The following is a 25197-nucleotide window of genomic DNA, read 5'->3' on the forward strand; positions in this document are numbered from 1 at the left end:
GACCCTGTTTTCTCCCCATTTTTGGCATATGTTCCGGTGTCAGGCATTACCACGTTTGCACAAACGGTTTGTCAGATAAAAACCGCTCGCTTGCCCGATTGTTACTGTTTTCCTGGGGTCAGTATTCATGATTGCAGAGATAGCCAGCCGAGCAGTGGCTGGCTCAGAAAGGTGGGCGTCCTAGATTTTGCGACTTCGATGCCTGTCAGGCGCTGGTGAAAGATGCCTTCGACGACGAAGCGCTGAAAAAGGCGATTGGCCTCAACTCCGCCAACTCCATCAATATCAGCCGTCTGCTGGCGCAGGTTTGCTACTACTTCGAGGCGCTGGCCCAGCTACCGAAAGCCGACCGAGCCAAGGCGGTTATCAGCGTGCCGTCCGGCAACTTTGGCAACCTCACCGCGGGGCTGATCGCCAAGGCGTTGGGGCTGCCGGTGAAGCGCTTTATCGCCGCCACCAACGCCAACGACACAGTGCCGCGCTACCTCAAATCCGGTCAGTGGGAGCCGCACCAGACGGTAGCTACTCTGTCGAATGCCATGGATGTGAGCCGTCCCAACAACTGGCCTAGGGTAGAGGAGCTGTGCCGCCGCAACGGCTGGGCGCTGGAAACCCTGGGCTCTGGCATGCGTGACGACGCCCAGACCCGCGATGCGTTGCTGCGCCTGCACCAGCTGGATTACCTGTGCGAGCCCCACGGCGCCATTGCCTGGGATCTGCTGAACGAGCAGCTCGGTGAAGATGAGGTGGGGGTGTTCCTCTGCACCGCCCATCCCGCTAAGTTCAAGGAGTCGGTGGACGAGATCCTGAATCTCGATGTGCCGCTGCCCGGCCCCCTCGCCAAACACGCCGAGCTGCCGCTGCTCTCCGTTAATTTGCCAGCGGAGTTTGCCCGGTTAAGGGCGTTTTTGGTGGGCTAAGCTAAGCCGCCGCGTCTAGATAACAGATGTGAATGAAATCCTTCGGCAACGGGGGATTTTTTCTATGAGCAGGCAGATAGTCACTTATTATCGGGAGTTCCACGTTTTGTGTAGAATTCTATATTTGTTATTTAGCCATTTAAAATCAATAGGAGTAATTATTTTCAAGCAAGGATCTATTGTTGAGGATATTGACATCACCAATCAGTTTATTGTATTTATCTTCGTTTTCTTGATCGGAATTAAGTTTCCAAACGATAGTTCCCTTATAAAAAATAAAAACAATTAAATCTTCCCTTTTTATGTGTTCAGCAATAGACCAAAGTATGCTGTGACATTGATTGAATAAGTAGTCAAATTTTTGTTTAAACAAATAGTCATAAATATTTAACAGGCGGCTTATGTCAGACTCAGAAATTTTGTCAAATTTCCCATTCCGGACTAGCACTTCATTTTTATCAATCGTTGCTCGACATACATTGTATGCACTAGTATCTGTTGCCAGAACCTTATTTAGTAAATTTATCTTTTCCACATCATTTTTTTCATCATTGAGAATGAATAAAATGTTATTTGCTGCTGTATGGTAATTCAATCTTCTAGCCTTGCGCTCTAAGGCTTCCAAAGCTTTAATCCTAGCGCCTTTATCTTTATTTATTGTCATCATTACATCTGACAAAATATATGCAGGTGAGTTACGATTGAATTTATCTTTGTGTTCTCTAGCAAAGTTAGCTGCTTTGATAGGGTCTTCATTTTCTAATAAATATAGCTTTTCTGTATAAATATCTTGCAGAGTTGTTTTATCTGAGCTGGGGCACAGAGTTTCACATAAATTTAGATAATGATTAGCTTCTTCATAATTCGTCTTCATACGATGTGCATAAGCTATTCTTTGATAATATTTGTAAAGATCGTTTGGATTCACCTCCTTGATAGTATCAGTTAGGCTGCTTATCGCAGAGATGGCTTCATTAAAGCGTGATGAGTTACATAACCCATAAACATATGACCTAGATAAATAAAGTAATTTGTCAAGTCGTTGCTGTTGTGATTTTTCGATATCTACAGGGAGATTTTCTATTGATAGTTTGGATTTACATGCATCAATATTATACTTCAGAAGGGTGTTAGCGTTATCTTCCTCGGTATTATAACCATTATCATATATCTTTCTGTTGGCCGCATTTAGCTTTATGCCATCTTTTGACTCTATAATAGTTACACTCAGATATGCGTGAGCAATATTGAACTTTTCCTCATCTGACATATGTGAAAGGATGTAATCCTTTATTATTGGGCTAATCCTGATTATTGTTGTAGCGCTATCTATGTATATAGTGGATGCCAACTCCAACTGGATTAGTTCTTTTGTGTTTCTTGGTCCGAAATTCAGCCCCATTTTATCTCTTCGCAAGTTGCTTAGTGTCTCTCCATTTTTAAGAATAGAAAGTACCTTTAGCATACTAAAAGTTAGTTCTTTATTGGGGTCATTAATCAATAGTTCTATTTGCTTTAATGTTGTGTTCGGTATGCAGTCTGAGTGAAATATGTCATCAAAAATATCATTTTGGGAAAGAACCTCCTGTGCTGAACTGTTCTCTAAAAAATAGATAATCTGTTCAAGCTTTTTTACTACACCTTCTGACTGATCATGAATTTGCGATATTTCATTATGGGTAAAGCGTGAACTGCCAAATTCTTCTCTAAGAAATATTCCAGTCTCATGCAAACTCAGCTCTGACAATTTCACATGAATTAAATCGAACGGTTTTATTTTAATGGCCGATGAATATATCAGGAATATATTTTTATTATGAATTGTAAATATTTCTTGAAGCTTCAATAAATATGTTAAGGCATCTGCATCTGCATTCCCTCGGATTTTATCGAATATAATGAAGTGTACAGAGTCTTGATTTAATCCTAACGTATATATAAGGGATGCCAGATTGTGGCCTGTATCATTTTTGACTTTATCATCAATTTGGCTTTTTGCAATTACATCAGATAAATCAATTTTGATACACTTGGTATCTTTATTTTTTACGGTTTTAATTATTGAATATATAAATCCGTATAATCCGTAACCAAGTCCGGCTTCAATAAACAAGGAGTTATTTGAGTTTAAAAAACCAATTGCTTTATATCTTTCGTTCTCTCTTATATGTTGAAACGCATTGTTTGCATCTAAAATATAATAATTTATTTCATTGTTAGAGTTTGGCTCTGATGGCTTGTTTGCTTTTTTTTTTGTTTGTGGCTGTGGAGCTATTCTGTCAAAAATGATGTTGCAATCAATGCTTTTATAGAACTGGATCCTATCTCTACTTATTGCTGGTGTAAGTTCATCAAAAAGGCTTTTAAATTTTCGATCAATGATTCCATCTTCTTTTTCATAAAAACACCAAGCAAGATTATATTCAGTTTTATCATCGTTCACAATATTTGCTAATGTTCTTGTAAAACTATCCGTCCATCCACTATAAGCCATTACAATAACATGTTGTTCAGCAAGAAGATTTTTTAAAGAGGCTTCAATCTTATCTCTTTTTGCTTCTAATTGATTTCTTGTATGCATGGTGTCACCTTTATCCCAGACACCATGAATATGAATTATATTTATAAAATCATTGCTATTTTGATTGATATTTGAGTCCGATATGATGCTTATACTATTGTATAGAATACCTTCATTATCAAACTGAGCTTCAATCAACGTGTCAAAGTTTGTGGTTATGATGTTTTTAACGTTTATTTTCCGATCTTTTATGCTTCTAACAAAATCTTTTATCGCTTTGGGTACTTTATGTTGCGCAGTGTTAGTATCATAGTTTTTCATTACCACACGTTTTACAATTTCTTTTGTTGATACCGCACCTTTAATTGCAGACATGAAGGCAAATGATTCTTGATATACAAATTGCTCGTCTTTACCTGAAATAAAATCATTGTAGTCATCTAGCAAATCAAGTTCGGTAACATATTCTTTTATTATATCTATAACTTGGGGGACATTTGATATTCCAGCGCCATCTTTAATTGAACTCAGAGCTGAGCCAAAAAGAAATGAAACCTCATCGCTCTGTTTGAGTCTTTGTACAAGCATGTTTTCGGAGAAAAATTGTCGTTCCATAAAAATTACCACATATCAAAGGCATGAAAATAAATATTCGTCAAAGAACTACATTTAAATATATTTTTTTGCTAACCCTCGTAGGTTGGCGCTGAACGAAGTGAAGCCCAACGTTTACCTAGAAAGCTAAATTTTTTGGTTGTTTATTTTTGCATGGTCAAGAAAATGTGGGACACCCACCTTTTTGGGTGGAGCGTAACGCCACTAAGTCTCACGCTACCGCCCGTGGATTACAGCTTCCAATATGCTCCATTGACCAGCGAGGGCCGCAGCCCATCGCAACAATAGGCACCGGATGGCTATGATAAGCCAATCGAATCTGGTCTCACCAGTCAAAAATTGACGTAACTATCAGGAATATCTGCGTTTTATGCGCCAGCTCAAGAAATCGCAGAGGCAGGGCACAGGATTCCCATGGCCCTTGATTTTATTGGGGGTTGGCGGGTGTTGTGGGGAAGAGGGGAGCTGGCTTGCCGCTGGGGTAGACTGGCTGGGGATAATCCCGCTTCAGCAATCGGCGCTATAGTGCGGGCGATGGTTGCCCGGCTTCCGGCTGCTCTGGTTGGCAGTGCGGGGGATCTGCGGCAACAATCAGCAGTTGCAACCACATCACAATAAGGAACGTCATATGAAGCGTATTGCCATCCTGTTCGGCCTGTTTTGTACCGGCGCGTTGCTGACCAGCACGGCGTTTGCCCAGGACTCTGCCCAGTTGCAGTGTGAGGCGCAGGCCGCGGCCAAGAAGTTGAACGGCGCCGCCAAGACCAGCTTTGTGGGCAAGTGTGTCAAGGATGCTTCGGCCAACGGCAAGACGGCCCAGTGCGAGAAGGCAGCCGCCGACAAGAAGCTGGCTGGCGCGGCCAAAAACAGCTTTATCCAGAAGTGCGTAAAAACCGACGCGGCCACCGACAAGGCAGCCCAGTGCGAGAAAGCGGCCGCTGACAAGAAGCTGGCGGGCGCGGCCAAGAACAGCTTTGTCCAGAAGTGCGTCAAATCGGCATAAGCCGACAGGTCGACAGTGCATGCTAGCGGGGGCCATCAGGCCCCCGTGCTTTTTGGGCGGGTTGATGGCGCTGGGCACTAGGCTTGTGTCGGGGCGGCAATAGCGACACTATTGACTCCTTTTATGGGTTCCGCAGAGGCGCAGCCATGACCTGTCGTTACCGGACGAGGGGCGAGGCGTTGGCGAGCCGCTGTTGTGCGGGAGTCCGCGGGATAAAAGGGAGCAGAGCAGGATGATAGAAGGCACGGCGTGGCGTTGGCTCAATAAGCCCGCCGAGTGGCACAAGACCAGCGATGGCTTGCAGGTGGTAACGGACAAGCAGACCGATTTTTGGCGCAGCACCTGGTATGGCTTCGAGCGCCACAGCGGGCATCTTTATGGCTGCGAGGTGGCGGGGGAGTTTACCTTTCAAGTCTGTGTCGAGGGGGAGTTCACCACCCTCTACGATCAGGCGGGTCTGATGCTGCTGCAAGACGACGCGCACTGGCTCAAAGCGGGGATCGAGTACAACGATGCCCAGCCGATGATCGGCAGCGTGCTGACCAATCCGCGATCTGACTGGGCCACCGGCATTTTCACCGGCAATCCGCGCCGCTTCTGGCTGCGGCTGACCCGTCTGGCCGATTGCCTGCGTTTGCAATATTCCACCGATGGCGAAGTGTGGCCGCTGCTGCGCCTCGCCCCGTTCCCGCCAAGCGAGCGCTGCTTTATCGGGGTTATGTGCTGCACCCCGGAGCGGCAGGGGCTGGCGGTGCGCTTCTCTGACTTGCGCCTCACGCCACCCCTTGGCAAGGCGCTGCATGACCTGAGCTAGGTCAGCGTTTGTTGGCGCAGTGAAAGCGTCAACCGGCAGAACCAACAATGTCATCGGCCCGCTGCGCCAGTAGCAGGGTCTATCGAGCGGGAGGGCAGTCGCCCTCCCGCTTTTTTATGCCGGTTGCCCGGCGCGTCAGGAATGGCGGGTGACTGTGATGGGCAAGCCGTAGCAAGCAACGTCGAAAGCATGCGGCATGCAACGCAGCAGACAACAAGTTGCCGGAACTGGGATCTCGATCGGGGCAACAGGACTTTTGTCCTGCAAGGGGAGGCTGGGCGGGGGCTAGGATGCGCTCATCCACATGAGTCAACCTGGAGCACAACAACAATGACCGCTCATATCAATGCCAACCCGGGCGATTTCGCCGAGACCGTCATCATGCCGGGGGATCCGCTGCGGGCCCGCTATATCGCCGAGACCTTTCTGACCGATGCGCGCGAGGTGACCAATGTGCGTAACATGCTGGGCTACACCGGCTACTACAACGGCCAGCGTATCTCTGTGATGGGCCACGGCATGGGGATCCCCTCCATGGTGCTCTACGCCCACGAGCTGGTGAACGACTTCGGGGTCAAGCGCATCATCCGCATCGGCAGTCTGGGGGCGACCCAGCGCCATGTGCAGATGCGTGACGTCATTCTGGCGCAGGCGGCGGGCACCGACTCCCCGACCAACGCCAAGCGCAGCGCCGGTTACCAGATGGCCACTTCGGCCGACTTCGCCCTGCTGCACAAGGCGTTTACCAAGGCGCAGGAGAAGGCGATTCCGGTCAAGGTGGGCAATATCTTCACCGGTGACCTCTATTACGATCCGGACGAAAACCTGATCCCTGCGCTGGAAAAGTTCGGTGTGCTCGGCATCGACATGGAGGTGGCCGGTCTCTACGGGCTGGCCCATCAACAGGGGATCGAGGCGCTCGCCATCCTCACCGTCTCCGACCACTGCCTGACCGGTGAAGAGACTACCGCAGAGGAGCGGCAACTCTCCTTCAACCAGATGATCGAGCTGGCACTGCACACAGCGCTGTAAGCGCCGCGGCCCCGCCCAACCCTGCACGCACCCTGACCCCTATGAGAGATCCAATATGAACAATAAGCTCTCCCTCACTGCCATCAGCTTCCTGGCCAATTTCGTGATGGCCGGTTTTGCGACCCAGTTCGGCATGCTGATCGAACCCATCGCCGCCAAGTTCGGCGCCGACGTCAATCAGGTGGCCTCCATCTTCTCCCTGCTTAACGGCGGGGCGCTGGCGGGCACCATTGCCGCCTTCTTCCTCATCGAGAAGGTGGGTCTCAAGCGGATGACGCTGCTCTGCTACGGCCTGATCGCGCTGGCGGCGGCATCCCTCCACCTGACCGGCTCGCTCTATGTGGTGATGGCGGCCATGACGGTGATTGGCCTGTGTGGCGGGGTGGGGCTCTGCATTGCGGGAACCCTGGTGGTGAGCGTCTGGAAGGAGCGGATGCAGAGCACCATGCTGGTGGTGCAGGATGCCACCTTCAACGTGGCCGGGGTGGTTTTCCCGCTCATCACCACTTATACCCTGACCCACGCCATGGCGTGGAGCTGGAGCTATCTGGCGGTGGGCGTGGTGGCGCTGGCCACCATGCTGGTGGCTGTGCTGACCAATTTTCGCAGCTGCGAGGCGGGCGGCGAGAGCGCCGGTAACGAGCACTCGGAGTGGAACCTCGGCATCATCAGCGGCGGCTTGGGACTCTTTCTCGGCATGCTGGCGCTCTACACCTTCCTCACCTGGGCGCCCATGTTCGTGAAGAACAAGTTCGGCATCCCCTTCGAGGAGGCGGGCAATATCATCACTCAGTACTGGACGGCAGCCCTGCTCGGCGCCCTGGTGTCGACCGCTATCGTGACCCGCATTCCAATCCGCACTTTCTTGCTGGTGATCATCACCCTGGCGATGGGGATGACGACCTTGATCGTTACCACCGACAACCTGAGCCAACTGCCTTACCTCACCTATGGTTACGGCTTTGTCTGCGCCGCGCTCTACAACGCCTTTATCGCCTACGGGGTATCGTTTGTGCGCCAGGCATCGAGCAAGAACGTCTCCTATATCCTTATCAGTGGCAGCGCGGGGGCCATGTTCAGCCCGGCCATCAGCGCCCTGCTGGAGCAGATGATCGGCTTGCAGGCGGTGATGTACGCCATCCCGATGATCTACGGCCTGATCCTCGCCATGCTGGTGGCCTCGCTGCGGATGGCCCGGCCCCAACCCTGTCTGGCCTGAGTTGGAGAGTGAATAACAAGAGGGGCGGTATCGATCGCCCCTTTTTTATTTTGTGTTGGGCTGGGTGGTTATGGCTGTGCTCTTTTGCCCAAGGCTGCGCCTGCTTTGCTTACGGTTGTTCGAGAAACCCCTTGAGCCCCGCCAGATCGCGGATCTGCAATCCTTGCTCGCCGCGCTCCACCAATCCCTTGTCCATCAGCTCCTTCACCGCCCGTCGGTAGACGCGGTCAGTGGTACCGAAACGCTCCGCTTCCTGATACCCCTTGCTGAAACCGCTCACCGGATTGTCATGACAGTGGCTGTGGTAGAGGTCGAGGGCAATGTTGTAGCTGATGGGGTAGAGCATGCGGCAGGTGAAGATATCCACAGTGTCCTGATAGTCGATGGCAATGGCCGTGGCGAAGAAGAGCGCCACCTTGGGGTGGGCGACCAGCGCCTGCTCCAGCCGTTCGCCGTCGATGCGAGCTACTTCGAGCGGCTCCTCGGCCATGATGTCGAGCTGGCAGCGATAGCCGGTGAAGAACTCCATCTCGCCAAACAGCTGGTTGTCGCACTCCAAAGTGCCGAGCTGAAAGCGGCGGCCATTCATGGCGGTGTGGCCCATGGCGATACGGCCGCTCGGCACCAGCACCAGATCCCGCAACGGCTCCCCTTGGCGCATCAGGGGCTCCCCCTCGGGAATAAGGCGCCGCTCCGTGATGCAGGATTCGACCACCTGTTTGATCAGATCGTGGCTGGCCTGCCAGTGGGGCTGAAAGCGGCCCTTGAGAAGGGGTTTGAGTTGCATGAAGTGCGCGCGCCTGCTGAAAACAAGCGGCTATTACACACGCTTGTGGGCGGATACTCCAGCCCTTAAACCCGCTCGGCTGTCCGGGCCTCAAGCTGGTTGAGGCTGGCGAGCGCGGTGCGCAGGCGGGCCAGCCCTCTATGGATATGGTAGAGGCAGTCATCCATGCAGAGTTAAACCCGCTCGGCTGCCCGGGTCTCACGCTGGTTGAGGCTGGCGAGTGCGGTGCGCAGGCGGGCAAGACCTATGGGCTTGTAGAGGCAATCATCCATGCCGGCGGCCAGACAGAGTGCCCGCTCGCGGGGCAGGGCATGGGCGGTGAAACCCCAGATCGGCAGCTCATGACCACGGGCGCGGATGCGGCGAGTCAGCTCGAAACCGTCCATCAGCGGCATCTGGCAGTCGGTGATGACCAGATCGAAGGGGTGGCTCTGGATGGCCCGCAGCGCTTCGACCCCGTTGCCGCGCACGCTCACCTCGTGACCCAGGTGCTTGAGCTGCTGGCGCAGCAGGATCTGGTTGGCGTGGTTGTCATCCACCACCAGGATCTGCAGCTGCGCCGCGCCACCCGGCACCGGGGAGCTGACCCCGTCGCCGTGTCGGGGCGAGGGCGGCTGCACGGCGGCATCATCCATCGGGGTCAGCGGCAGGCGGATCCTGAGTTCGGTGCCCACCCCGAGCTGGCTGCTGACCTCTATCTTGCCCCCCATCATCTGGCACAGGATCCGGGCAATGTTGAGGCCAAGGCCCGTGCCCGCGTACTGATAAGGATCGTGGGCGCGATAGAAAGGGTTGAACAGCAGGGGCAGTTTGTCGGGGGCTATGCCCACGCCGCTGTCGGTTATGGTGAGCTGCAGCAGGGGGTGAGTGGCATTACCGCCCAGGGTGGCCCTGAGGCTCACCTCCCCCCGCTCGGTGAACTTGATGGCGTTGCCGAGCAGATTGAAGATGATCTGGCGCAGCCGCAGCGGATCGATCAGCACCCGCGGCAGGGCGTCCAGGGTGACGAGGTAACTCAGCCCCTTCTGCTCGGCCATGCCCCTGAATACCTGGGCCACGGATTGCAGCAGCGGCGTCAGCTCGCAGGGGGTGGGGGAGAGCGTCATCTGGCCCGACTCTATGCTGGAGATGTCGAGCACGTCACCGATGAGATCCAGCAGACCGTTGGCGGACTCGGAGGCGATGCGCAGCTGCTCGCTGGTGTGGGGCGCGAGCGCCGGATCCTGAATGGCGAGCTCCAGCATGCCGAGAATGGCGTTCATGGGGGTGCGGATCTCGTGGCTCATGGTGGCGAGAAAATCGCTCTTGGCCCGGCTGGCGTTGTCGGCCTGCTCCTTGGCGTGGCGCAGCGCCTCCTCCATGGTCTTGCGCTCTGTGATGTCGATCCAGCCGTTGATCACCCCGCTGATGGCTCCCTGGCCGTCGAAGTAGGGCACCATCCAGTGATAGACGAACTGGCGTCGCTCCGTGTTGCTGAAGATGCGATCCGAGAGGATGGGGCTGCCGCTGTGCAGCGCCTGCTGAAAATCCTGCTCCAGCGCGGCGATGGCATCGGCATTGATGTGCCCCCGCAGCCCCTCGACGAAGGACTTGCCCAGCACCTGCTCCAGCCGGGCGCCCAGGATAGCCAGGTACTTGCTGTTGCAGAGGATCACCTTGCCGCCCGTGTCTCGCACCACTATGGGGTGGGGCAGACTTTCCCCCAGCGCCTCGATGAAACGCACATGTTCCTCCAGCTGGCGGCGGGAGGCCTGCTCCGACTGGGCCAGCCGGTTGAGCATGCGGTTGCGGTAAAACAGCAGCAAGGCCAGGCCGAACAGGGCCGCAAACAGCAGGTAGAAGTAGTGGGCGTTGCGTTCCATGAAGGTGGGCGCCGGCAGTTTTCGGTTGCGCCACTCGTAGCTCATCATGGCCAGCTCGTTGGGGGAGATGGAGAGTATGGTCTTGTCGATGATGCGCATCAGCATGTCGTGGCCCGGCATGCTGGCAAAGCCCATCTTGATGGGCATGCTGTCGGCGGGCCCGGCGATGCGGATCCTGGCCAGCCGGCCGCAGTCCACCGCGTTCTGGGCAAAGTAGAGCGGCACTATGGCGGCATCGAGCTGGCCACTGTCGACGGCCCGCATCGCCTCGTCCGCGCTCTCCATGAAGCTCACCTGGCTGGCTGTCAGGCCCCTGGCTATGGGGTTGTAGTAAGTCGAGCCTACCCGTTTGCCCGCCAGTTCCCCCAGGGTGCCATGCAACTCATCCCCCTTGCGCGCGACTATCACATAGATGTCGTCGGTGGAGTAGGGGATGGAGGCGTGCAGCCGGTAGCTCTCGGCCACCGGCTTGGAGATGGCGCCGATGAGATCGAGCTCGCCATTGCGCAGGGCGTCGTTGCGGGCCTGCTCCGAGTGAAATGACACAAATTCGAACGTCAGGCCGGAGCGCTTGCTCAGCTTGGCCAGCATGTCCACCGACATGCCGGTGAGCTGGTTGTCGTAATCCCGCACGCCATAGGGATAGAGATCGTCCACCAGCCACACCTTGACAGGTCTGGCCCTGGCCAGCCAGGCCCGCTCGGCGGAGTCATAGATGTCGGCCGGGTTGTCGACTATGTCGCGGATGGGCCCGTTCCACTGGCTGAAAATGAGGCTGCGGGTCACGTCGTTGACCTCTTGCAGTGTGCGGTTGAGCAGGGCCAGCAGGTGAGGGCTGCGCGCCGAGACCGCGAAGCGAAAGCCGTCCGGTGCCAGGCTGGGTTGTGCCTCGCGGCGCTGCATGAGTTTGTCGAAGCGCTCGCTGTTGAGGTAGTGCATGGAGTGGATGTCGCTCAGCAGCAGCTGATCCCGCCCGAAGAAGACGGCATCGAAGGCCGCCACGTTGGAGGGGTAGCTGACCAGGGTGAGCTCAGGGTAGTAGCGCTTGAACTCGGCCGGATCGACGTACCCCTGCACTGTGGCGACGCGCTGGCCCGGCAGCAGCAGGGGCCCGGACTCAGATTTGAGGGCCGAGAAGATGGGGGTATTGCTGAAGTAGCGCTGGCTGAGGGCGATGCCGGTCTGCTGGCGCTTGCTCAGGCTGAGGTTGCCGAGGTTGACCATGTCGAGCTTGCCCGCCCGCAAGGCGGCCAGTGCGCTCTGCTTGTCATTGAATGCCTGCAGCACGATCGGCTTTTGCAGCGTCCTGGCCACTATGTTCAGGTAGTCGGCGGAGATCCCCTCGAAGCGGCTGTCCGAGACTATCATGGCGAACGGGCGATAGTCGTGACGCAGCACGCCGACCCGCAGCGCATTGACCTGCCTGAGCCAGTGCTGCTCGGCCGGCACCTGGGAGGCGTAGCTGCTCTGTATGTAGTGGCGGCTGTGCAGGGTCAGCGCCTGCAGCGGCAGGGAGAGCAGCAGGCCGAGGAGGATCAGGGATCTTGTAAGCTTCATCATGCTACCTGGGTTGCGACAACCATCCCTGCCTGCCAGAAAACGCTCGAAAGGGGCGATTCTACCGCAAAGTCCCGCGCCATGAGTCCCTATTTACCGGTTTGTCAGTGCTCGAACCATGAAAAAAGGCGGGACAGGCCCGCCATATCGACTTGATTTGCACGGCGTCAGCCGAAACGGTAAGAGCCCATATAGAGGCTGCCGCCATCCCAGCTGTCGTGCAGCTTGTGGGGCTTGTCCTGGCCGGCGGCCCCCAGGGCCACAAACAGCGGGCGCAGGTGATCGTCATGGGGGTGTGCTTCCACAGCTCCCGGGGCGCGCGTTCTGTACTCTTCCAGCGCGGGCCTGTCACCCTCGCTCATGGTCTGCTCCAGCCAGTTCACAAAATCGCTGGCCCAGCCCGGCACCGGTGAGTTGTCCGGCCCGAGGGCCCGCAGGTTGTGGGTAATGGCGCCGGAGGCCAGTATGCCTATCCCCTGTTCGCGCAGGCTTTGCAGCGCTTCCCCCAGTTGCCAGAGCTGGGCCGGGCTGAAACTGGCCGGGATGGAGATCTGCACCAGGGGGATCTCGCTTGCCGGATCCATCAGGGAGAGCGGCGACCAGACGCCGTGATCCAGCTCGCGGCGCACCTGTGTAGCCGGCAAGCCCGCCAGCATCAGCTGATCGCCCACCGCCTCTTGCAACCACAGCGGACTCGTTGCCGGCCAGCGAATATGGTAGAGCGGCTCCGGAAAACCGTAGAAGTCATACATGAGCGCCGGATTGGGCTCGACGTTGATCTGCAGCTCGGTGCGGCTGAACCAGTGGGCCGAGATCACCACCAGCCCCTTGATATCCCCAAGGCGCAGGGTCTTGAGGAAGTGGGTCGCCGGCTGGTCGCGCAGAACCAGATCCGGGGCACCGTGAGAGATGAACCATACAGGGGCGATAGACATGACAAGACTCCATATAAGCTGTGTCGGTACGCGCGGCGTACCAGAAACCCGGGTCAGGGCGTGTTGCCACTGACGATGAGCTCATTATCTGCCCAGGATTGGCGGTTAACAATCCAGTGTCATGTATAAGCACTGTTCACTGTGGGTTGATAGTTGTGGCGAAAACCGGGGGATTGATCCCATAAACGACAAGGCCGGCGCATGGCGCTGGCCTTGTCTGATTATCACGGCATCAGGCTTATTGAATGCCCGGCAGTTCCACATCGAAGAGGAGCGCGGGCGTTCAGCGGGATCTTGCCGATGGCACAGTCGGTTTATTGAATGCCCAGCAATTCCACGTCGAAGATCAGCACGGATCCCGGTGGTATCTTGCCGGCGGCACGGTCGCCATAGGCCAGGTTGGCGGGGATGTAGAAGCGGGTCTTCTCCCCTTCCACCATCAGCTGCACCCCTTCGGTCCAGCCAGCAATCACCTGATTGAGGCCAAACTCGATGGGCTCGCCACGGGCGACCGAGCTGTCGAACACTGTGCCGTCCAGCAGCTTGCCCTCGTAGTGCACTTTCACCTTGCTGGTGGCGGTGGGGTGAACCGTGCCGCTGCCCGGGGTCAGCACCTCGTACTGCAGGCCGGAGGCCGTGGTGGTCACCAGGGGTTTGTCCTTGTTGCCGGCGAGGAACTCGGCGCCCTTGCGCACATTGTCTTGTGCCAGCTTTTTGTTGTTGCTGCTCGAGTAGAAGTAGTAGGCGACACCGGCAACCAGCAGCGCGATCAGAATGAATTTCATCAGTTTTTCCTTAAATGCAATGAAGGCGGCATCTTATCCCAGTCGGGGAGGGAGGGCGAGTCGGGACGCGGGAGGATGTGACGCAGCAGACAGACGACGAGGGGGCCAGGAACCGGCCCCCTCGCCTCATGAGGGCGGATTACTTCGCCGCCACCATCATCAGGGCGGGCAGGGCGAAGAAGAGGCCCGCCACGTAACCCAGCGCCAGCAGCTTGTTCTCGCTGCCCACCCGGGCCAGCCCCTCGGCGGCCCGCACCGGCAACTCGCGCAGGAAGGGCACGCCATAGATGAGCGCCACGGCGAACAGGTTGAACAGCACGTGCACCAGGGCTATGGTCAGCGCCAGCTTGGCCCCGGCGCCGCTGATGGCGGTGGCCGCCAGCAGGGCCGTGATGGTGGTGCCTATATTGGCGCCCAGGGTGAAGGGGTAGAGCTGACGGGTGCTGAACAGGCCGCTCCCCGCCAGCGGTATCATCAGGCTGGTGGTGGTGGAGGAGGATTGCACCATGACGGTGACCAGGGTGCCGGAGGCGATGCCGGTCAGCGGACCACGGCCCAGCGCCTTGTGCAGCAGATCCCGGGCACGCCCCACCAGCACCCGTTGCAGCACTTTGCCGAGCCAGGTGACGCAACCGAGGATCAGCAGTATGCCGATGAGGATGGTGGCGATGGCGCCGCCCTTGCCCGGCAGGAAGGCGACCAGGCCGTCGATGAAGGTGAGGGCGGGGGAGATGAGGGGCTTCATGAAATCCATCCCCTGCATCGAGATGTCGGCGGAGCCCACCAGCAGGTTGGCCAGCGCCTCGGCGCTCTTTTGCAGCAGGCCGAACATCAGCTCCAGCGGCAGGAAGATGAACACCGCCAGCAGGTTGAAGAAGTCGTGGACTGTGGCGGCGGCGAAGGCGCGGCGAAACTCGGCCCTGTCCCGGATATGGCCCATGGAGACTATGGTGTTGGTGATGGTGGTGCCGAGGTTCGCCCCCATCACCATGGGGATGGCCATGTCGATGGGCAGGCCGCCGGCCACCAGACCGACGATCACCGAGGTGACAGTGCTGGACGATTGCACCAGCGCCGTGGCCAGTATGCCGAGCAGCAGGGCGACGAAGGGGTTGCTCGCGAAGGCGAAGATCTGGGCCGCGCCCTCGGCGCCGCCGGAGAAGCCCTTGAAGCCGTGGGAGACGGCGCCGACGGCCACCAGGATCAGGTAGATCAGGGTGATGACAGCGAGCCAGTTGAACAGTGGGCCGGGACGACGGGTCTGCTGTTGTGCGAAAGATGGGGTGCTGTGCATGAAGCCTCTTGGGACAGTCTGCGTGAAAATGGACGGGCGCATTAGACCAAGGCTCCATGACAGAAATATGACAAAGTGACACTTTTATGATGGTTTGATGACATGGCGGCAGGGTGCCGTTCGCGGGGTAACGAGGGGCGTATCGCCGCCCATGGCGGACAACCGGTGTCGGAGCCGGAGCCGATTTTGGCCCGTTTGGCGGCGTGCGGGCCCAGGTGCTTGCACCCGGGAGTCAGGGTTATATGCTGGCCTCCTTTCCTTCCCTCAACGAGAGTGATGTTGTTATGCGAGCATGGGTACTGTGTCTTTCCCTGGGTCTGCTGTCTGCCGGTGCGCAGGCCAGCGTGTTCAAGTCCGAGTGCAACCTCGACAAGGCCGTCAAGAACGAGGCGCTCAATGCGACCCTGGGGGTCAAGGGCAACTGTGACACCGACAAGCTGGTGCGCCAGCAGAAAGAGAAAGCCAAGGCGGAAGTGAAGAAGAACACCACTGACGTGCTGGACAAGAAGACCGCCGGCCTCAAAGAGGGCAAGAGCGATGTGAAGGCGACCCAGCACAAGGTCAACCAGGCCGGGCAGCAGCTCAAGCAGACCCAGCAGGATGTGAAGGCGGTAGCCAAGGATCCGCTCAAGGCGGCCGCCACCGCCGTGATCAACCAGGGCTGATCAGCCGGCCAGCTGCGGGCATGGCAGGCCGGCGCTGGCTGGGTGAAAACAAGAAGGGGAGCCATGGCTCCCCTTCTGCTTTCTTGCTGTGTGGCTCGGTCCCTTATTGGGAGTCGGCAGTCTCTTCGTACTGACGGAAGGGAATGCGGAACACGGCGAGGCGCAGGAACAGGTAGGTGACCCCGAGACCCGCCCAGATCAGGCCCAGCTCCAGTGAGCTCTGCTCCAGGTTGATCCAGAGCGCACCGATAGTGGCGGCGCCGAGCAGCGGCAGCAGCAGGTAGAGCAGGTGATCCTTGATGCTCTTGTTGCGCTTCTCGCGTACCCAGAACTGGCCTATGACCGACAGGTTGACGAAGGTGAAGGCCACCAGGGCACCGAAGTTCACCAGCGCCAGCGCGGTATCCAGATCGAACGACACGGCGGAGAGGGCCAGACCGCCCACCATCAGCACGTTGATGGCCGGAGTCCGGTATTTCGGGTGGATATAACCAAACACCCGCTCCGGGATCATGCGATCGCGCCCCATGACGTAGAGGATGCGGGACACGCCTGCGTGCGCCGCCATGCCGGAGGCCAGCACGGCGACCGTGGTGCACACCAGCACCACGCTCTGGAAGAAGGCGCCGCCGACGTAGAGGGCGATCTCGGGCAGCACGGCATCAGGCTCCTTGAAACGGGCCAGATCCGGGAAGTAGAGCTGCAGGCAGTAGGAGACCACCACGAAGATGACGCCGCCGATGAGGGCTGTCAGCACGATGGCGCGCGGTATCACCTTGCCTGCGTTCGGGGTCTCTTCACTGAGCGAACTCAGGCCGTCGAAGCCGAGGAAGGAGAAGCAGAGGATGGTGGCACCGGTAAACAGCGGCACCACGCTGGCGGATTCGAAGTGGAACGGCCGGCTGCTCATCAGGGTTGCCGCGCCTTCGCCGTGATAGATGCCCCAGCCCATCAGACCGATGAAGAGGGTGATGATGGCCAGCTGGATCACTACTATCAGGCCATTGAAGTTGGCCACCAGGTTGATGCCGCGCAGGTTGAGGAAGGTCATTACCGTCACCAGACCGAAGATGAAGATCCAGGGATCGACACCCGGGAACATGGCGGTGAGGTAGATCTTGGCCAAGAGAATGTTGATCATCGGCATGAACATGTAGTCGAGCAGGGAAGACCAGCCCACCATGAAACCGACGTAGGGGTTGAACACCTTCTGGGCATAGGTATAGGCAGAGCCCGCAGAGGGGAACTTGCGCACCAGATGGCCGTAGCTGAACGCGGTCAGCAGTATGCCGCCCAGCGCCAGCAGATAGGCGGTGGCGACCCGGCCCTCGGTGATGTCACCGACGATGGCGAAGGTATCGAACACGGCCATGGGGGTCAGATAGGCGAGGCCCATCACCACCACCTGCCACATGCTGAGGGTTTTCTTCAGACGAACGGGTTGCTGTTGGCTCATTCAGGCTTCCTCCTTGCACGGACGGCAGGAAGTGGAATGGCTTGAGGCCATGGGACCGGGTTCTCGCGTACTCACAACATCGGTATGCAAACCACAGACGTTGGTCGCGCGGCGACCAAAGCAGGTTCCGGTGGCGACCGGAGACAAAGCAAACAAGAGCCCCATGTTTTTCCTCATTGCGGCATTAGGTTCATCTGAACCTTGATATCATTTCCGGAATGGTTCCGGCCTCGAGTGGTATTGATTTTTTTTCAAAATGAAAATAACCGATGTGGGATCACATCGGTTATGAAAGCGGCGGGATTTTGCCCCAGATGGGGGGGGAAGACAAGCCACTAAGGCCATTCCAGGCAAGAGAATTATCAATGACCTGGTTTATATCAATAAATGGCGTCCGCTCCCGGGTGTGGGAGATGGACGCCAGCCCAGATGTGGCAGGGGTTGCGGCTCAATAGGTCGGCAAGGATACACGCCAGAAGGTGGTGCGCAAAAACAGATAAATTCCCCCTATGGCAGCCCAGATAAGGCCGAGGATAAGGGAGGTTTGTTCCAGATTGAACCAGAGAACCGCCACAGTCCCTGCCCCGCACAGGGGCAGCACCAGATATTGCAGGTGATCCCTGAGGGTCTTGTTGCGCCCCTGACGCACGTAATAGCAGGCGATCACCGACAGATTGACCACGGTAAAGGCCACCAGGGCGCCGAAGTTGATCAGGGCCAGGGCGATTTCCAGATCGAAGCTGATGGCCGACAGCGCCAGCAGGCCCACCAGCAATATGTTGAACACCGGGGTCTGCCACTTGGGGTGTATGTAGCCGAAGGTGCGCTGGGGCAGCACCTTGTCCCGCCCCATCACGTAGAGGATGCGGGATACCCCGGCGTGGGAGGAGAGCCCGGAGGCCAGCACGGCCACGCAGGCGCACACCAGCACCACGCTCTGGAACAGCTTGCCGCCCACGTAGAGGGCTATCTCGGGCAGCACGGCATCCGGCTCCTTGAAGCGGGAGGCATCCGGGAAGTAGAGCTGCAGGGCATAGGCCACCACCACGAAGATGAGGCCCCCCAGCAGCGCGGTCAGAAAGATGGCCTTGGGGATCACCTTGCCCGCCTCCGGCGTCTCTTCGCACAGGGCGCTCAGACTGTCAAAACCCAGGAAGGAGAAACAGAGGATGGTGGCGCCGGTCAGCAGCGGCAGCACCTCGGCGTTGGCGCTGTAGACGGGTTGCAGGCTGACGGCACCGACCCCTTCACCCTGGGCTATGCCATAGCCAATCAGAGCCAGGAACACCACTATGATGGCGATCTGGATCAGGATTATGATGCCGTTGAGGTTGGCCACCAGATCGATGCCGCGCAGGTTGATGAGGGTCATCAGGGCCGTCATGGCGCAGATGAAGATCCAGGGCTCGACGCCGGGGAAGAGGGCGCTTAGATAGATCTTGGCCAGCAGCATGTTGATCATCGGCAGGAAGACATAGTCCAGCAGGGACGACCAGCCCACCATGAAGCCCACCACGGGGGAGAACTCTTTCTGGGCATAGGTGTAGGCCGAGCCCGCCGAGGGATAGTGACGCACCATCTGGCTGTAGCTGGTGGCGGTAAAGAGCACGCCGACCAGGGCCAGCAGGTAGGCGGTGGTGACATGACCGTGGGTGATGTCGGTGACGATGCCGAAGGTATCGAACACCACCATGGGGGTCATGTAGGCCAATCCCATCACCACCACTTGCCACAGGGTGAGGGTTTGCTTCAATCGAGCCGGGCGTGGAGCCATTGGCCTATCTCCTTGAATTCGGTGCAGGTTTCCCGCGCAGCGGGCAGGCGCAGGATCCGTGACAGGGGGGCCTCGGCCTCGGAGGGAGCCAAGCGCTCCTGTCATCATTTTTTGGGGCGGCGATGATACCGTATGAGCAGGCCGTCCGCGATGGGCGGCCTGCGGTTATCTGACGGTATTTTTCGCACCGACTGGCAACACGGCGCGGATCTAGCCTTGACGGGCGGCCGTGAGTGCCTGTTCCAGCAGACCCAGCCCTTCCTCGATCAAGGCCGGGGAGGCGGTGAGGGGCGCCAGGAAGCGGATGACATTGGCCCGCACGCCGCAGGAGAGCAGCACCAGCCCGCGCTTGCCCGCCTCGGCCACCAGCCGTTTGGTGAGATCCGGATCGGGTTGGCCGGCATCACGACCCTTGACCAGCTCCATGGCCACCATGGCGCCGGGGCCTCGGATGTCGCCGATGCAGTCGAAGCGTTCCGCCAGCTGGTGCAGGCGGGCCTTGATCTGCTCACCTTGGGTCAGGGCTTGCTGGTTGAGCCGCTCCTCCTCGATCACCTCCAGCACCGCCAGGGCGGCGGCGCAGGCGATGGGCGAGCCCGCATAGGTGCCCCCCAGACCGCCCGGCTTGGCGGCGTTCATGATGGCCGCCTTGCCCACCACTGCCGACAGCGGGAAGCCGCCGGCCAGGCTCTTGGCGAGCGTCATTATGTCCGGCTCTATGCCGCTGTACTCGGTGGCAAAGGTCTTGCCAGTACGACAGAAACCGCTCTGGATCTCGTCGCAGATGAGCACTATGCCGTGCTGATCGCACAGCTTGCGCAGGCTTTGCATGAAGCTTGGGGAGGCGGCATAGAAGCCACCCTCACCCTGCACGGGTTCGAGAATGATGGCCGCGACCCGGGCCGGCTCTATGTCCGAGCTGAAGCAGAGATCCAGCGCCGCCAGGGCGTCGGCCTCGCTCACCCCCAGGTAGTCGCTCGGGAAGGGCAGGTGATAGACCTCCCCCGGGAAGGGGCCGAAGCCGGTCTTGTAGGGCACTACCTTGCCGGTCAGCGCCATGCCCATCATGGTGCGGCCGTGAAAGCCCCCCTTGAAGGCGATGGTGCCGCTGCGACCCGTGTGGGCGCGGGCTATCTTGATGGCGTTTTCCACCGCCTCGGCGCCGGTGGAGAGAAACAGGGTGCGCTTGGGGGTGGATCCTGGCACCAGGGCGTTGAGCTTCTCGGCAAGCTCGATATAGCCGGGGTAGGGGGTGACCTGGAAGCAGGTGTGGCTGAACTTTTCGAGCTGTTCACGCACCGCCGCCACCACTTTCGGGTGGTTGTGGCCTGTGTTGAGCACGGCGATGCCGGAGGCAAAGTCGATGTAGCGGTTGCCCTCCACATCCCACAGCTCGGCGTTCTTCGCCCGCTCGATAAACACCGGCAGCAGGGTGCCGACGCCGTTGACCACGGCGGCTTCACGGCGGGCTTGCCAGGCCTGGTTGTTGTTTGCATGACTCATGTTTTCCTCCATGAGGGGCCAGGGGCCCCTGTCTCAATGATGGCGAGCCTCCCCGGCGGGGAGCACTCACTTCGTCCTTGTCTTGCTGTCTGTCTGCGCTGGCACTATCCCGCCCTGCAGGGCGGGCCCGGTTTGCTCTCCCCCTCGGGGAGACCGGGAGGGCCGGTATAAAACCGCCCCTAGCGAATGCCGCCAAAGCAGAGGTATTTGGTTTCGAGGTACTCCTCCAGCCCCTCGGCCGCGCCTTCACGACCGAGACCCGACTCCTTGATGCCGCCAAAGGGGGCCAGTTCGGTGGAGATGATCCCCTCGTTGATGCCCACCATGCCGTATTCCAGCTGCTCGGCCACCCGCCATACCCTGGCTATGTCGCGGCCATAGAAGTAGGCGGCGAGACCATAGGGGGTGTCGTTGGCAATGGCGATGGCCTCGGCTTCGGTCTCGAAACGCACCAGCGGGGCGACCGGGCCGAAGATCTCCTCCTGCAAAATGGGGTTGCGCTTGTCGACCTTGCCCAAAATGGTGGGCTGGTAGAAGAGCGGGCCGGCGGGATGGGCTTCGCCCCCCAGCAGCAGCTCGGCCCCGGCGGCGGTCGCCTGCCTGACCAGCTCGGCCACCTTGCTGGCGGCGGCCGGGTTGATCAGCGGGCCAATCTGGGTGCCCTCGCTCATGCCGTCCCCCACCTTGAAAGCCTTGACCGCGGCGGTGAGCTTCTCGGCGAAGGCGTCGTAGACACCGGCCTGCACCAGGATGCGGTTGGCGCAGACGCAGGTCTGGCCGGCGTTGCGGTATTTGGAGGCGAGCGCCCCGGCGATGGCGGCATCGAGATCGGCGTCGTCAAACACTATGAAGGGGGCGTTGCCACCCAGCTCCAGCGACAACTTCTTCATGGTGTCGGCGCACTGGCGCATCAACAGCTTGCCGATGCGGGTGGAGCCGGTGAAGGAGAGCTTGCGCACTGTCTTGTTGTTGCACAGCTCGTTGCCCACCGCGGCCGCCTGATGGCTGGTCACTATGTTGATGACCCCGGCAGGAATGCCCGCCTGCTCCGCCAGTGCCGCCAGCGCCAGCGCACAGAGCGGTGTCTCGGCGGCAGGCTTGATGACTATGGTGCAACCGGCGGCCAGCGCCGGGCCCGCCTTGCGGGTGATCATGGCGATGGGGAAGTTCCAGGGGGTGATGGCGGCGACCACGCCCACCGGCTGCTTGATGGTGGCCAGACGCCGGTCGCTGGAGAAACCCGGAATGGTGCGGCCATAGGCGCGCTTGCCCTCTTCCGCGAACCACTGGATGAAGCTGGCGCCATAGGCCACTTCCCCCTTGGCTTCGGCCAGCGGCTTGCCCTGCTCGCAGGTCATGATGCGGGCCAGCTCATCCTGGTTGGCCAGGATGAGCTCGAACCAGGCGTAGAGTTTGTTGCTGCGCTCCTTGGCGGTGAGCGCCGCCCAGGCCGGTTGGGCCGCGTGGGCTGCCTCGATGGCGCGGCGGGTGTCTGCCTCGTCCATGTCGGGCACCTGGGTGATGACCTGACCGGTGGCCGGGTTGTGCACCTCGAAGCGGTGCCCGCCATGGGCCTCGCACCAGCGGCCACCTATATAGGCAAGGGATTTGATCAAGGAGAGAGCAGGTTGTGATGCTGACATGAGAAGCCTCGATTGTGGGTCAGGGTGGTCACGTCATCCCGTGCTGCCACCGTATAGAATAATAAGCACAGGAAGACCATAAATTGAGCTGAAATGTTTTTCAAGTGTTAAATATATTTGAGTAAACTGGGCTGTGCATGCTAGAAATGGAGCTGTCAGGGCGATTTTACCGGTTTTTGCGGTGTTGGGTGTGCAAAATAATGAACGGCATTCACCGTGCAGGATAACGAACACACCCGACAGATTGACCCGTTATTTTAACCGGATGCCATCGAACAGATCGGCCGCCACACATGTTCGCAGGCACACAAGGAGGTGGGCGATGCAGCAACCACAAGGAGAGGCAAGGTGGCAGACCATGACGGATAACCCGTTGATGGGCAAGAGCATGGGGGAGCGCCTCGCCGCCACCCGCCGTCGTCTCGGGCTCTCTCAACGGCGAGTCGCCGAGCTGAGCGGGTTGACCCATGGCGCCATCTGCATGATAGAGCAGGACAAGGTGAGCCCGTCGGTGGCCTCCCTGCAAAAATTGCTCAACGTCTATGAGCTGCCGTTGTCGCGCTTCTTCGCCGAGGAGGAGGGACGCACGCCGAGCGTGGTGATCAAGGCCGATCAGCTGATCGAGCTGGGCAGTCAGGGGGTCTCCATGAAGCTGGTGCACAACGGCAACAACCGTCGTCAGCTCGGCTTCATGCTGGAGACCTATGCCCCCGGCACCGACACCGGCGGTCAGGTCAAGCATCTGGGGGAGGAGGTCGGAACCGTGCTGGAAGGGGCCGTGACCCTGACGGTAGCCGGCCAGGCCTATCAACTCAGTGCCGGGGACAGCTACGTGATCGACACGGGCGAGCCCCACAGCTTCAGCAATCCGTCGGGGCAGGTCTGTCGCATCGTCAGCGCCCATACCCCGGCCAACTTCTAGTGTTGAGACTATGTCTCGTTTGGGAAAAGAACCGGTAAGGAAACAGGATCATGACCGAGCATGTAAACAGTTACTACGCAGCCAGTGCCAACAAACACGCACCCTATCCGACCCTGACCGAGCAGCTTGAGTGCGATGTCTGCGTCATAGGCGCGGGTTACACCGGCCTCTCCAGCGCGCTGCATCTGGTGGAAAAGGGCTATTCGGTGGTGGTGCTGGAGGCGGCCCGGGTGGGCTTTGGCGCCAGCGGTCGCAACGGCGGCCAGATAGTCAACTCCTACAGCCGCGACATCGACACCATAGAAGCGAACTGCCCGCCGGATCAGGCCAGGCTGCTCGGCTCCATGTTGTTTGAGGGGGGCCAGATCATCCGCGATCGCATCCAGCGCTACAACATCCAGTGCGACCTGCAGGAGGGCGGGGTCTTTGCCGCCGAGACGGATCGCCAGCTGCATGAGCTCAAGGCCCAGCAGGCCCGTTGGCAGAAGTGGGGCAACGACAAGCTGGAGCTGCTGGACGGGGACGGGATCCGCGAGGTGGTAGCGAGTGATCGCTACGTCGGCGGCCTGCTCGACAAGAGCGGTGGTCATATCCACCCCCTCAATCTGGCGCTGGGGGAGGCGGAAGCCATCCGCATGCAGGGCGGCAGGATCTTCGAGCAATCCGCCGTCACCAGCATCACCCCGGGCCAGCCCGCCCTGGTCAAGACCGCCAAGGGGGCGGTGAAGGCGCGCTTCGTGGTGGTGGCCGGCAACGCCTATCTCGGCAACCTGGTGCCCGAGCTCGCCGGCAAGAGCATGCCCTGTGGCACTCAGGTGGTCGCCACCGAGGTGCTGGGTGAGGAGCGGGCCCGTTCCCTCCTGCCGCAAAACTACTGCCTGGAAGATTGCAACTACCTGCTCGACTACTACCGCACCTCGGGCGATCACCGGCTGATCTACGGCGGCGGCGTTGTCTATGGCGCGCGGGATCCGGCGGATATCGAGCGGCTGATCATCCCCAAGATGCTGAAAACCTTCCCGCAGCTGGCGGACGTCAAGGTGGAGTACACCTGGACCGGCAACTTCCTGCTTACCTTGTCGCGCCTGCCGCAGTTTGGCCGCATCGGCCCCAACATCTATTACATGCAGGGTTACAGCGGTCACGGCGTCACCTGTACCCATCTGGCGGGCAAGCTGCTCTCCGAGGTATTGAGCGGTCAGGCGGAGCGCTTCGATGCCTTCGCCAAGCTGCCGCACTACCCCTTCCCCGGCGGCCGCCTCTTCCGCATCCCCTTCACCGCCGCCGGCGCCGCTTGGTATACCCTGCGCGACCGCTTGGGGGTGTAAGCGCCGCCGATTCTGCCGCAACTTATTGGTGTGGGCAGAAGCCAGAAACGACAAGGCCACCGAACGGTGGCCTTGTTTTTTACCCTGTTGGCGACAGGCGCCTGACTCACTTAGAGATAAAAGGCCTCAACGGTGCCTTTCAGGGTGATCAGAATGGGCTGACCGCGACGATCCAGCGCCTTGGGGGAGGGGATTTTTACCCAGCCTTCGCTGATGCAATACTCTTCGACGTTGGTGCGCTCTTTGCCATTGAGTCGAATACCAATCTGGTGTTCGAAACAGGCGGCGACATGGTGCGGGCTGCGCGGGTTGCCTGCAAGGCGATCCGGCAGGGCCGGCTTGGTGTTGGTATCGCTCATCAATATGACCTGAAATGGATAAAAAGTGCGTCATTGTAGAGAATGCCGCCATGGCATTCAAGGTGGCCAAAACGTGTGCAACTATCCCCTCTTCCATGCTGGATGAAGCTGATCCCATATATTAATGGACGATGAGGCCTCCCTCTTCTGTTACCGCCAAGTCGCAGGCAGGCCAGCTTTAGGCGGCTGTTTCATGCCTGCGA

The 25197-nt window shown here is 58.4% G+C and carries 18 protein-coding genes and 1 pseudogene; 8 read left to right on the forward strand and 11 right to left on the reverse strand.

The window, feature by feature from the left end:
- Positions 1-191: 191 nt before the first annotated feature.
- Positions 192-920 (forward strand): annotated as a pseudogene (thrC, locus tag ACM3N8_RS09575) (threonine synthase); the annotation flags it as partial.
- 145 nt (positions 921-1065) lie between these two features.
- On the opposite strand, the gene ACM3N8_RS09580 reads toward thrC, so the two are convergent.
- On the reverse strand, positions 1066-4056 hold the full coding sequence (locus ACM3N8_RS09580; RefSeq protein WP_416016021.1) for an SIR2 family protein: 2991 nt from the start codon (positions 4054-4056) through the stop codon (positions 1066-1068).
- A 628-nt stretch (positions 4057-4684) separates the two neighbouring features.
- On the opposite strand from ACM3N8_RS09580, the gene ACM3N8_RS09585 reads away from it, so the two are divergent.
- From ACM3N8_RS09585 to tsgA, 4 genes are all read left to right on the forward strand, one after another.
- Entirely contained in the window at positions 4685-5059 is a 375-nt protein-coding gene (locus ACM3N8_RS09585; protein ID WP_416016022.1) for a hypothetical protein, read from the forward strand.
- Positions 5060-5291: 232 nt separating this feature from the next.
- Entirely contained in the window at positions 5292-5873 is a 582-nt protein-coding gene (locus ACM3N8_RS09590; RefSeq protein ID WP_155602536.1) for a DUF1349 domain-containing protein, read from the forward strand.
- A 330-nt stretch (positions 5874-6203) separates the two neighbouring features.
- Positions 6204-6905 (forward strand): purine-nucleoside phosphorylase, encoded by a 702-nt coding sequence (gene deoD / locus ACM3N8_RS09595; RefSeq protein ID WP_005303072.1) that lies wholly within the window; start codon positions 6204-6206, stop codon positions 6903-6905.
- A gap of 55 nt (positions 6906-6960) precedes the next feature.
- Positions 6961-8124 (forward strand): MFS transporter TsgA, encoded by a 1164-nt coding sequence (tsgA, locus tag ACM3N8_RS09600; protein WP_416016023.1) that lies wholly within the window; start codon positions 6961-6963, stop codon positions 8122-8124.
- A 109-nt stretch (positions 8125-8233) separates the two neighbouring features.
- Here tsgA and ACM3N8_RS09605 read toward each other — a convergent pair whose 3' ends face one another.
- From ACM3N8_RS09605 to ACM3N8_RS09625, 5 genes are all read right to left on the reverse strand, one after another.
- Positions 8234-8911, reverse strand: a complete 678-nt coding sequence (locus ACM3N8_RS09605) for a Crp/Fnr family transcriptional regulator (RefSeq protein WP_155602538.1) — start codon at positions 8909-8911, stop codon at positions 8234-8236.
- Positions 8912-9084: 173 nt separating this feature from the next.
- A complete protein-coding gene (locus tag ACM3N8_RS09610) occupies positions 9085-12330 on the reverse strand; it encodes a response regulator (protein WP_416016024.1) in 3246 nt (1081 codons plus the stop codon).
- Positions 12331-12497: 167 nt separating this feature from the next.
- Complete coding sequence (locus ACM3N8_RS09615; protein WP_416016025.1) at positions 12498-13265, reverse strand: DODA-type extradiol aromatic ring-opening family dioxygenase; 768 nt, start codon at positions 13263-13265, stop codon at positions 12498-12500.
- Between the two features lie 314 nt (positions 13266-13579).
- The gene (locus tag ACM3N8_RS09620; RefSeq protein WP_043134355.1) at positions 13580-14050 is read right to left on the reverse strand and encodes an FKBP-type peptidyl-prolyl cis-trans isomerase; all 471 of its coding nucleotides are present in this window, start codon (positions 14048-14050) and stop codon (positions 13580-13582) included.
- A 139-nt stretch (positions 14051-14189) separates the two neighbouring features.
- Positions 14190-15344, reverse strand: a complete 1155-nt coding sequence (locus tag ACM3N8_RS09625; protein WP_416016026.1) for a Na/Pi cotransporter family protein — start codon at positions 15342-15344, stop codon at positions 14190-14192.
- Between the two features lie 284 nt (positions 15345-15628).
- On the opposite strand from ACM3N8_RS09625, the gene ACM3N8_RS09630 reads away from it, so the two are divergent.
- Positions 15629-16009, forward strand: coding sequence for a hypothetical protein (locus ACM3N8_RS09630; protein ID WP_043134353.1), 381 nt, complete (start codon positions 15629-15631; stop codon positions 16007-16009).
- Between the two features lie 103 nt (positions 16010-16112).
- Here the strand turns inward: ACM3N8_RS09630 and ACM3N8_RS09635 are convergent, their stop codons facing one another.
- The 4 genes from ACM3N8_RS09635 to ACM3N8_RS09650 form a co-directional block, all read right to left on the reverse strand.
- Positions 16113-17465: an APC family permease gene (locus tag ACM3N8_RS09635; protein WP_043134350.1), complete on the reverse strand. Its 1353-nt coding sequence runs from the start codon at positions 17463-17465 to the stop codon at positions 16113-16115.
- 448 nt (positions 17466-17913) lie between these two features.
- Complete coding sequence (locus tag ACM3N8_RS09640) at positions 17914-19239, reverse strand: APC family permease (RefSeq protein WP_043134347.1); 1326 nt, start codon at positions 19237-19239, stop codon at positions 17914-17916.
- 210 nt (positions 19240-19449) lie between these two features.
- Entirely contained in the window at positions 19450-20742 is a 1293-nt protein-coding gene (gabT, locus tag ACM3N8_RS09645) for a 4-aminobutyrate--2-oxoglutarate transaminase (protein WP_416016027.1), read from the reverse strand.
- 179 nt (positions 20743-20921) lie between these two features.
- The gene (locus ACM3N8_RS09650; RefSeq protein ID WP_241278398.1) at positions 20922-22385 is read right to left on the reverse strand and encodes an NAD-dependent succinate-semialdehyde dehydrogenase; all 1464 of its coding nucleotides are present in this window, start codon (positions 22383-22385) and stop codon (positions 20922-20924) included.
- Positions 22386-22707: 322 nt separating this feature from the next.
- Here ACM3N8_RS09650 and puuR point away from each other — a divergent pair, with 322 nt between their 5' ends.
- Together puuR and ACM3N8_RS09660 are read left to right on the forward strand one after the other, a co-directional pair.
- Complete coding sequence (gene puuR, locus ACM3N8_RS09655) at positions 22708-23307, forward strand: HTH-type transcriptional regulator PuuR (RefSeq protein WP_043134343.1); 600 nt, start codon at positions 22708-22710, stop codon at positions 23305-23307.
- A gap of 50 nt (positions 23308-23357) precedes the next feature.
- Positions 23358-24635, forward strand: coding sequence for an NAD(P)/FAD-dependent oxidoreductase (locus tag ACM3N8_RS09660; RefSeq protein WP_043556801.1), 1278 nt, complete (start codon positions 23358-23360; stop codon positions 24633-24635).
- Positions 24636-24745: 110 nt separating this feature from the next.
- On the opposite strand, the gene ACM3N8_RS09665 is transcribed toward ACM3N8_RS09660, so the two are convergent.
- Positions 24746-24994 (reverse strand): DUF3297 family protein, encoded by a 249-nt coding sequence (locus ACM3N8_RS09665; RefSeq protein WP_042034019.1) that lies wholly within the window; start codon positions 24992-24994, stop codon positions 24746-24748.
- Positions 24995-25197: the final 203 nt, after the last annotated feature.

The organism is Aeromonas sp. A04 (assembly GCF_047780465.1).
Lineage (GTDB): Bacteria > Pseudomonadota > Gammaproteobacteria > Enterobacterales > Aeromonadaceae > Aeromonas > Aeromonas bestiarum.

Excerpts from the sequence above, each read along its gene's own strand:
- ACM3N8_RS09580 (WP_416016021.1), bottom strand. The coding sequence starts at position 4,056 with ATGGAACGACAATTTTTCTCCGAAAACATGCTTGTACAAAGACTCAAA.
- ACM3N8_RS09585 (WP_416016022.1), top strand. The coding sequence starts at position 4,685 with ATGAAGCGTATTGCCATCCTGTTCGGCCTGTTTTGTACCGGCGCGTTG.
- ACM3N8_RS09590 (WP_155602536.1), top strand. The coding sequence starts at position 5,292 with ATGATAGAAGGCACGGCGTGGCGTTGGCTCAATAAGCCCGCCGAGTGG.
- deoD (WP_005303072.1), top strand. The coding sequence starts at position 6,204 with ATGACCGCTCATATCAATGCCAACCCGGGCGATTTCGCCGAGACCGTC.
- tsgA (WP_416016023.1), top strand. The coding sequence starts at position 6,961 with ATGAACAATAAGCTCTCCCTCACTGCCATCAGCTTCCTGGCCAATTTC.
- ACM3N8_RS09605 (WP_155602538.1), bottom strand. The coding sequence starts at position 8,911 with ATGCAACTCAAACCCCTTCTCAAGGGCCGCTTTCAGCCCCACTGGCAG.
- ACM3N8_RS09610 (WP_416016024.1), bottom strand. The coding sequence starts at position 12,330 with ATGAAGCTTACAAGATCCCTGATCCTCCTCGGCCTGCTGCTCTCCCTG.
- ACM3N8_RS09615 (WP_416016025.1), bottom strand. The coding sequence starts at position 13,265 with ATGTCTATCGCCCCTGTATGGTTCATCTCTCACGGTGCCCCGGATCTG.
- ACM3N8_RS09620 (WP_043134355.1), bottom strand. The coding sequence starts at position 14,050 with ATGAAATTCATTCTGATCGCGCTGCTGGTTGCCGGTGTCGCCTACTAC.
- ACM3N8_RS09625 (WP_416016026.1), bottom strand. The coding sequence starts at position 15,344 with ATGCACAGCACCCCATCTTTCGCACAACAGCAGACCCGTCGTCCCGGC.
- ACM3N8_RS09630 (WP_043134353.1), top strand. The coding sequence starts at position 15,629 with ATGCGAGCATGGGTACTGTGTCTTTCCCTGGGTCTGCTGTCTGCCGGT.
- ACM3N8_RS09635 (WP_043134350.1), bottom strand. The coding sequence starts at position 17,465 with ATGAGCCAACAGCAACCCGTTCGTCTGAAGAAAACCCTCAGCATGTGG.
- ACM3N8_RS09640 (WP_043134347.1), bottom strand. The coding sequence starts at position 19,239 with ATGGCTCCACGCCCGGCTCGATTGAAGCAAACCCTCACCCTGTGGCAA.
- gabT (WP_416016027.1), bottom strand. The coding sequence starts at position 20,742 with ATGAGTCATGCAAACAACAACCAGGCCTGGCAAGCCCGCCGTGAAGCC.
- ACM3N8_RS09650 (WP_241278398.1), bottom strand. The coding sequence starts at position 22,385 with ATGTCAGCATCACAACCTGCTCTCTCCTTGATCAAATCCCTTGCCTAT.
- puuR (WP_043134343.1), top strand. The coding sequence starts at position 22,708 with ATGCAGCAACCACAAGGAGAGGCAAGGTGGCAGACCATGACGGATAAC.
- ACM3N8_RS09660 (WP_043556801.1), top strand. The coding sequence starts at position 23,358 with ATGACCGAGCATGTAAACAGTTACTACGCAGCCAGTGCCAACAAACAC.
- ACM3N8_RS09665 (WP_042034019.1), bottom strand. The coding sequence starts at position 24,994 with ATGAGCGATACCAACACCAAGCCGGCCCTGCCGGATCGCCTTGCAGGC.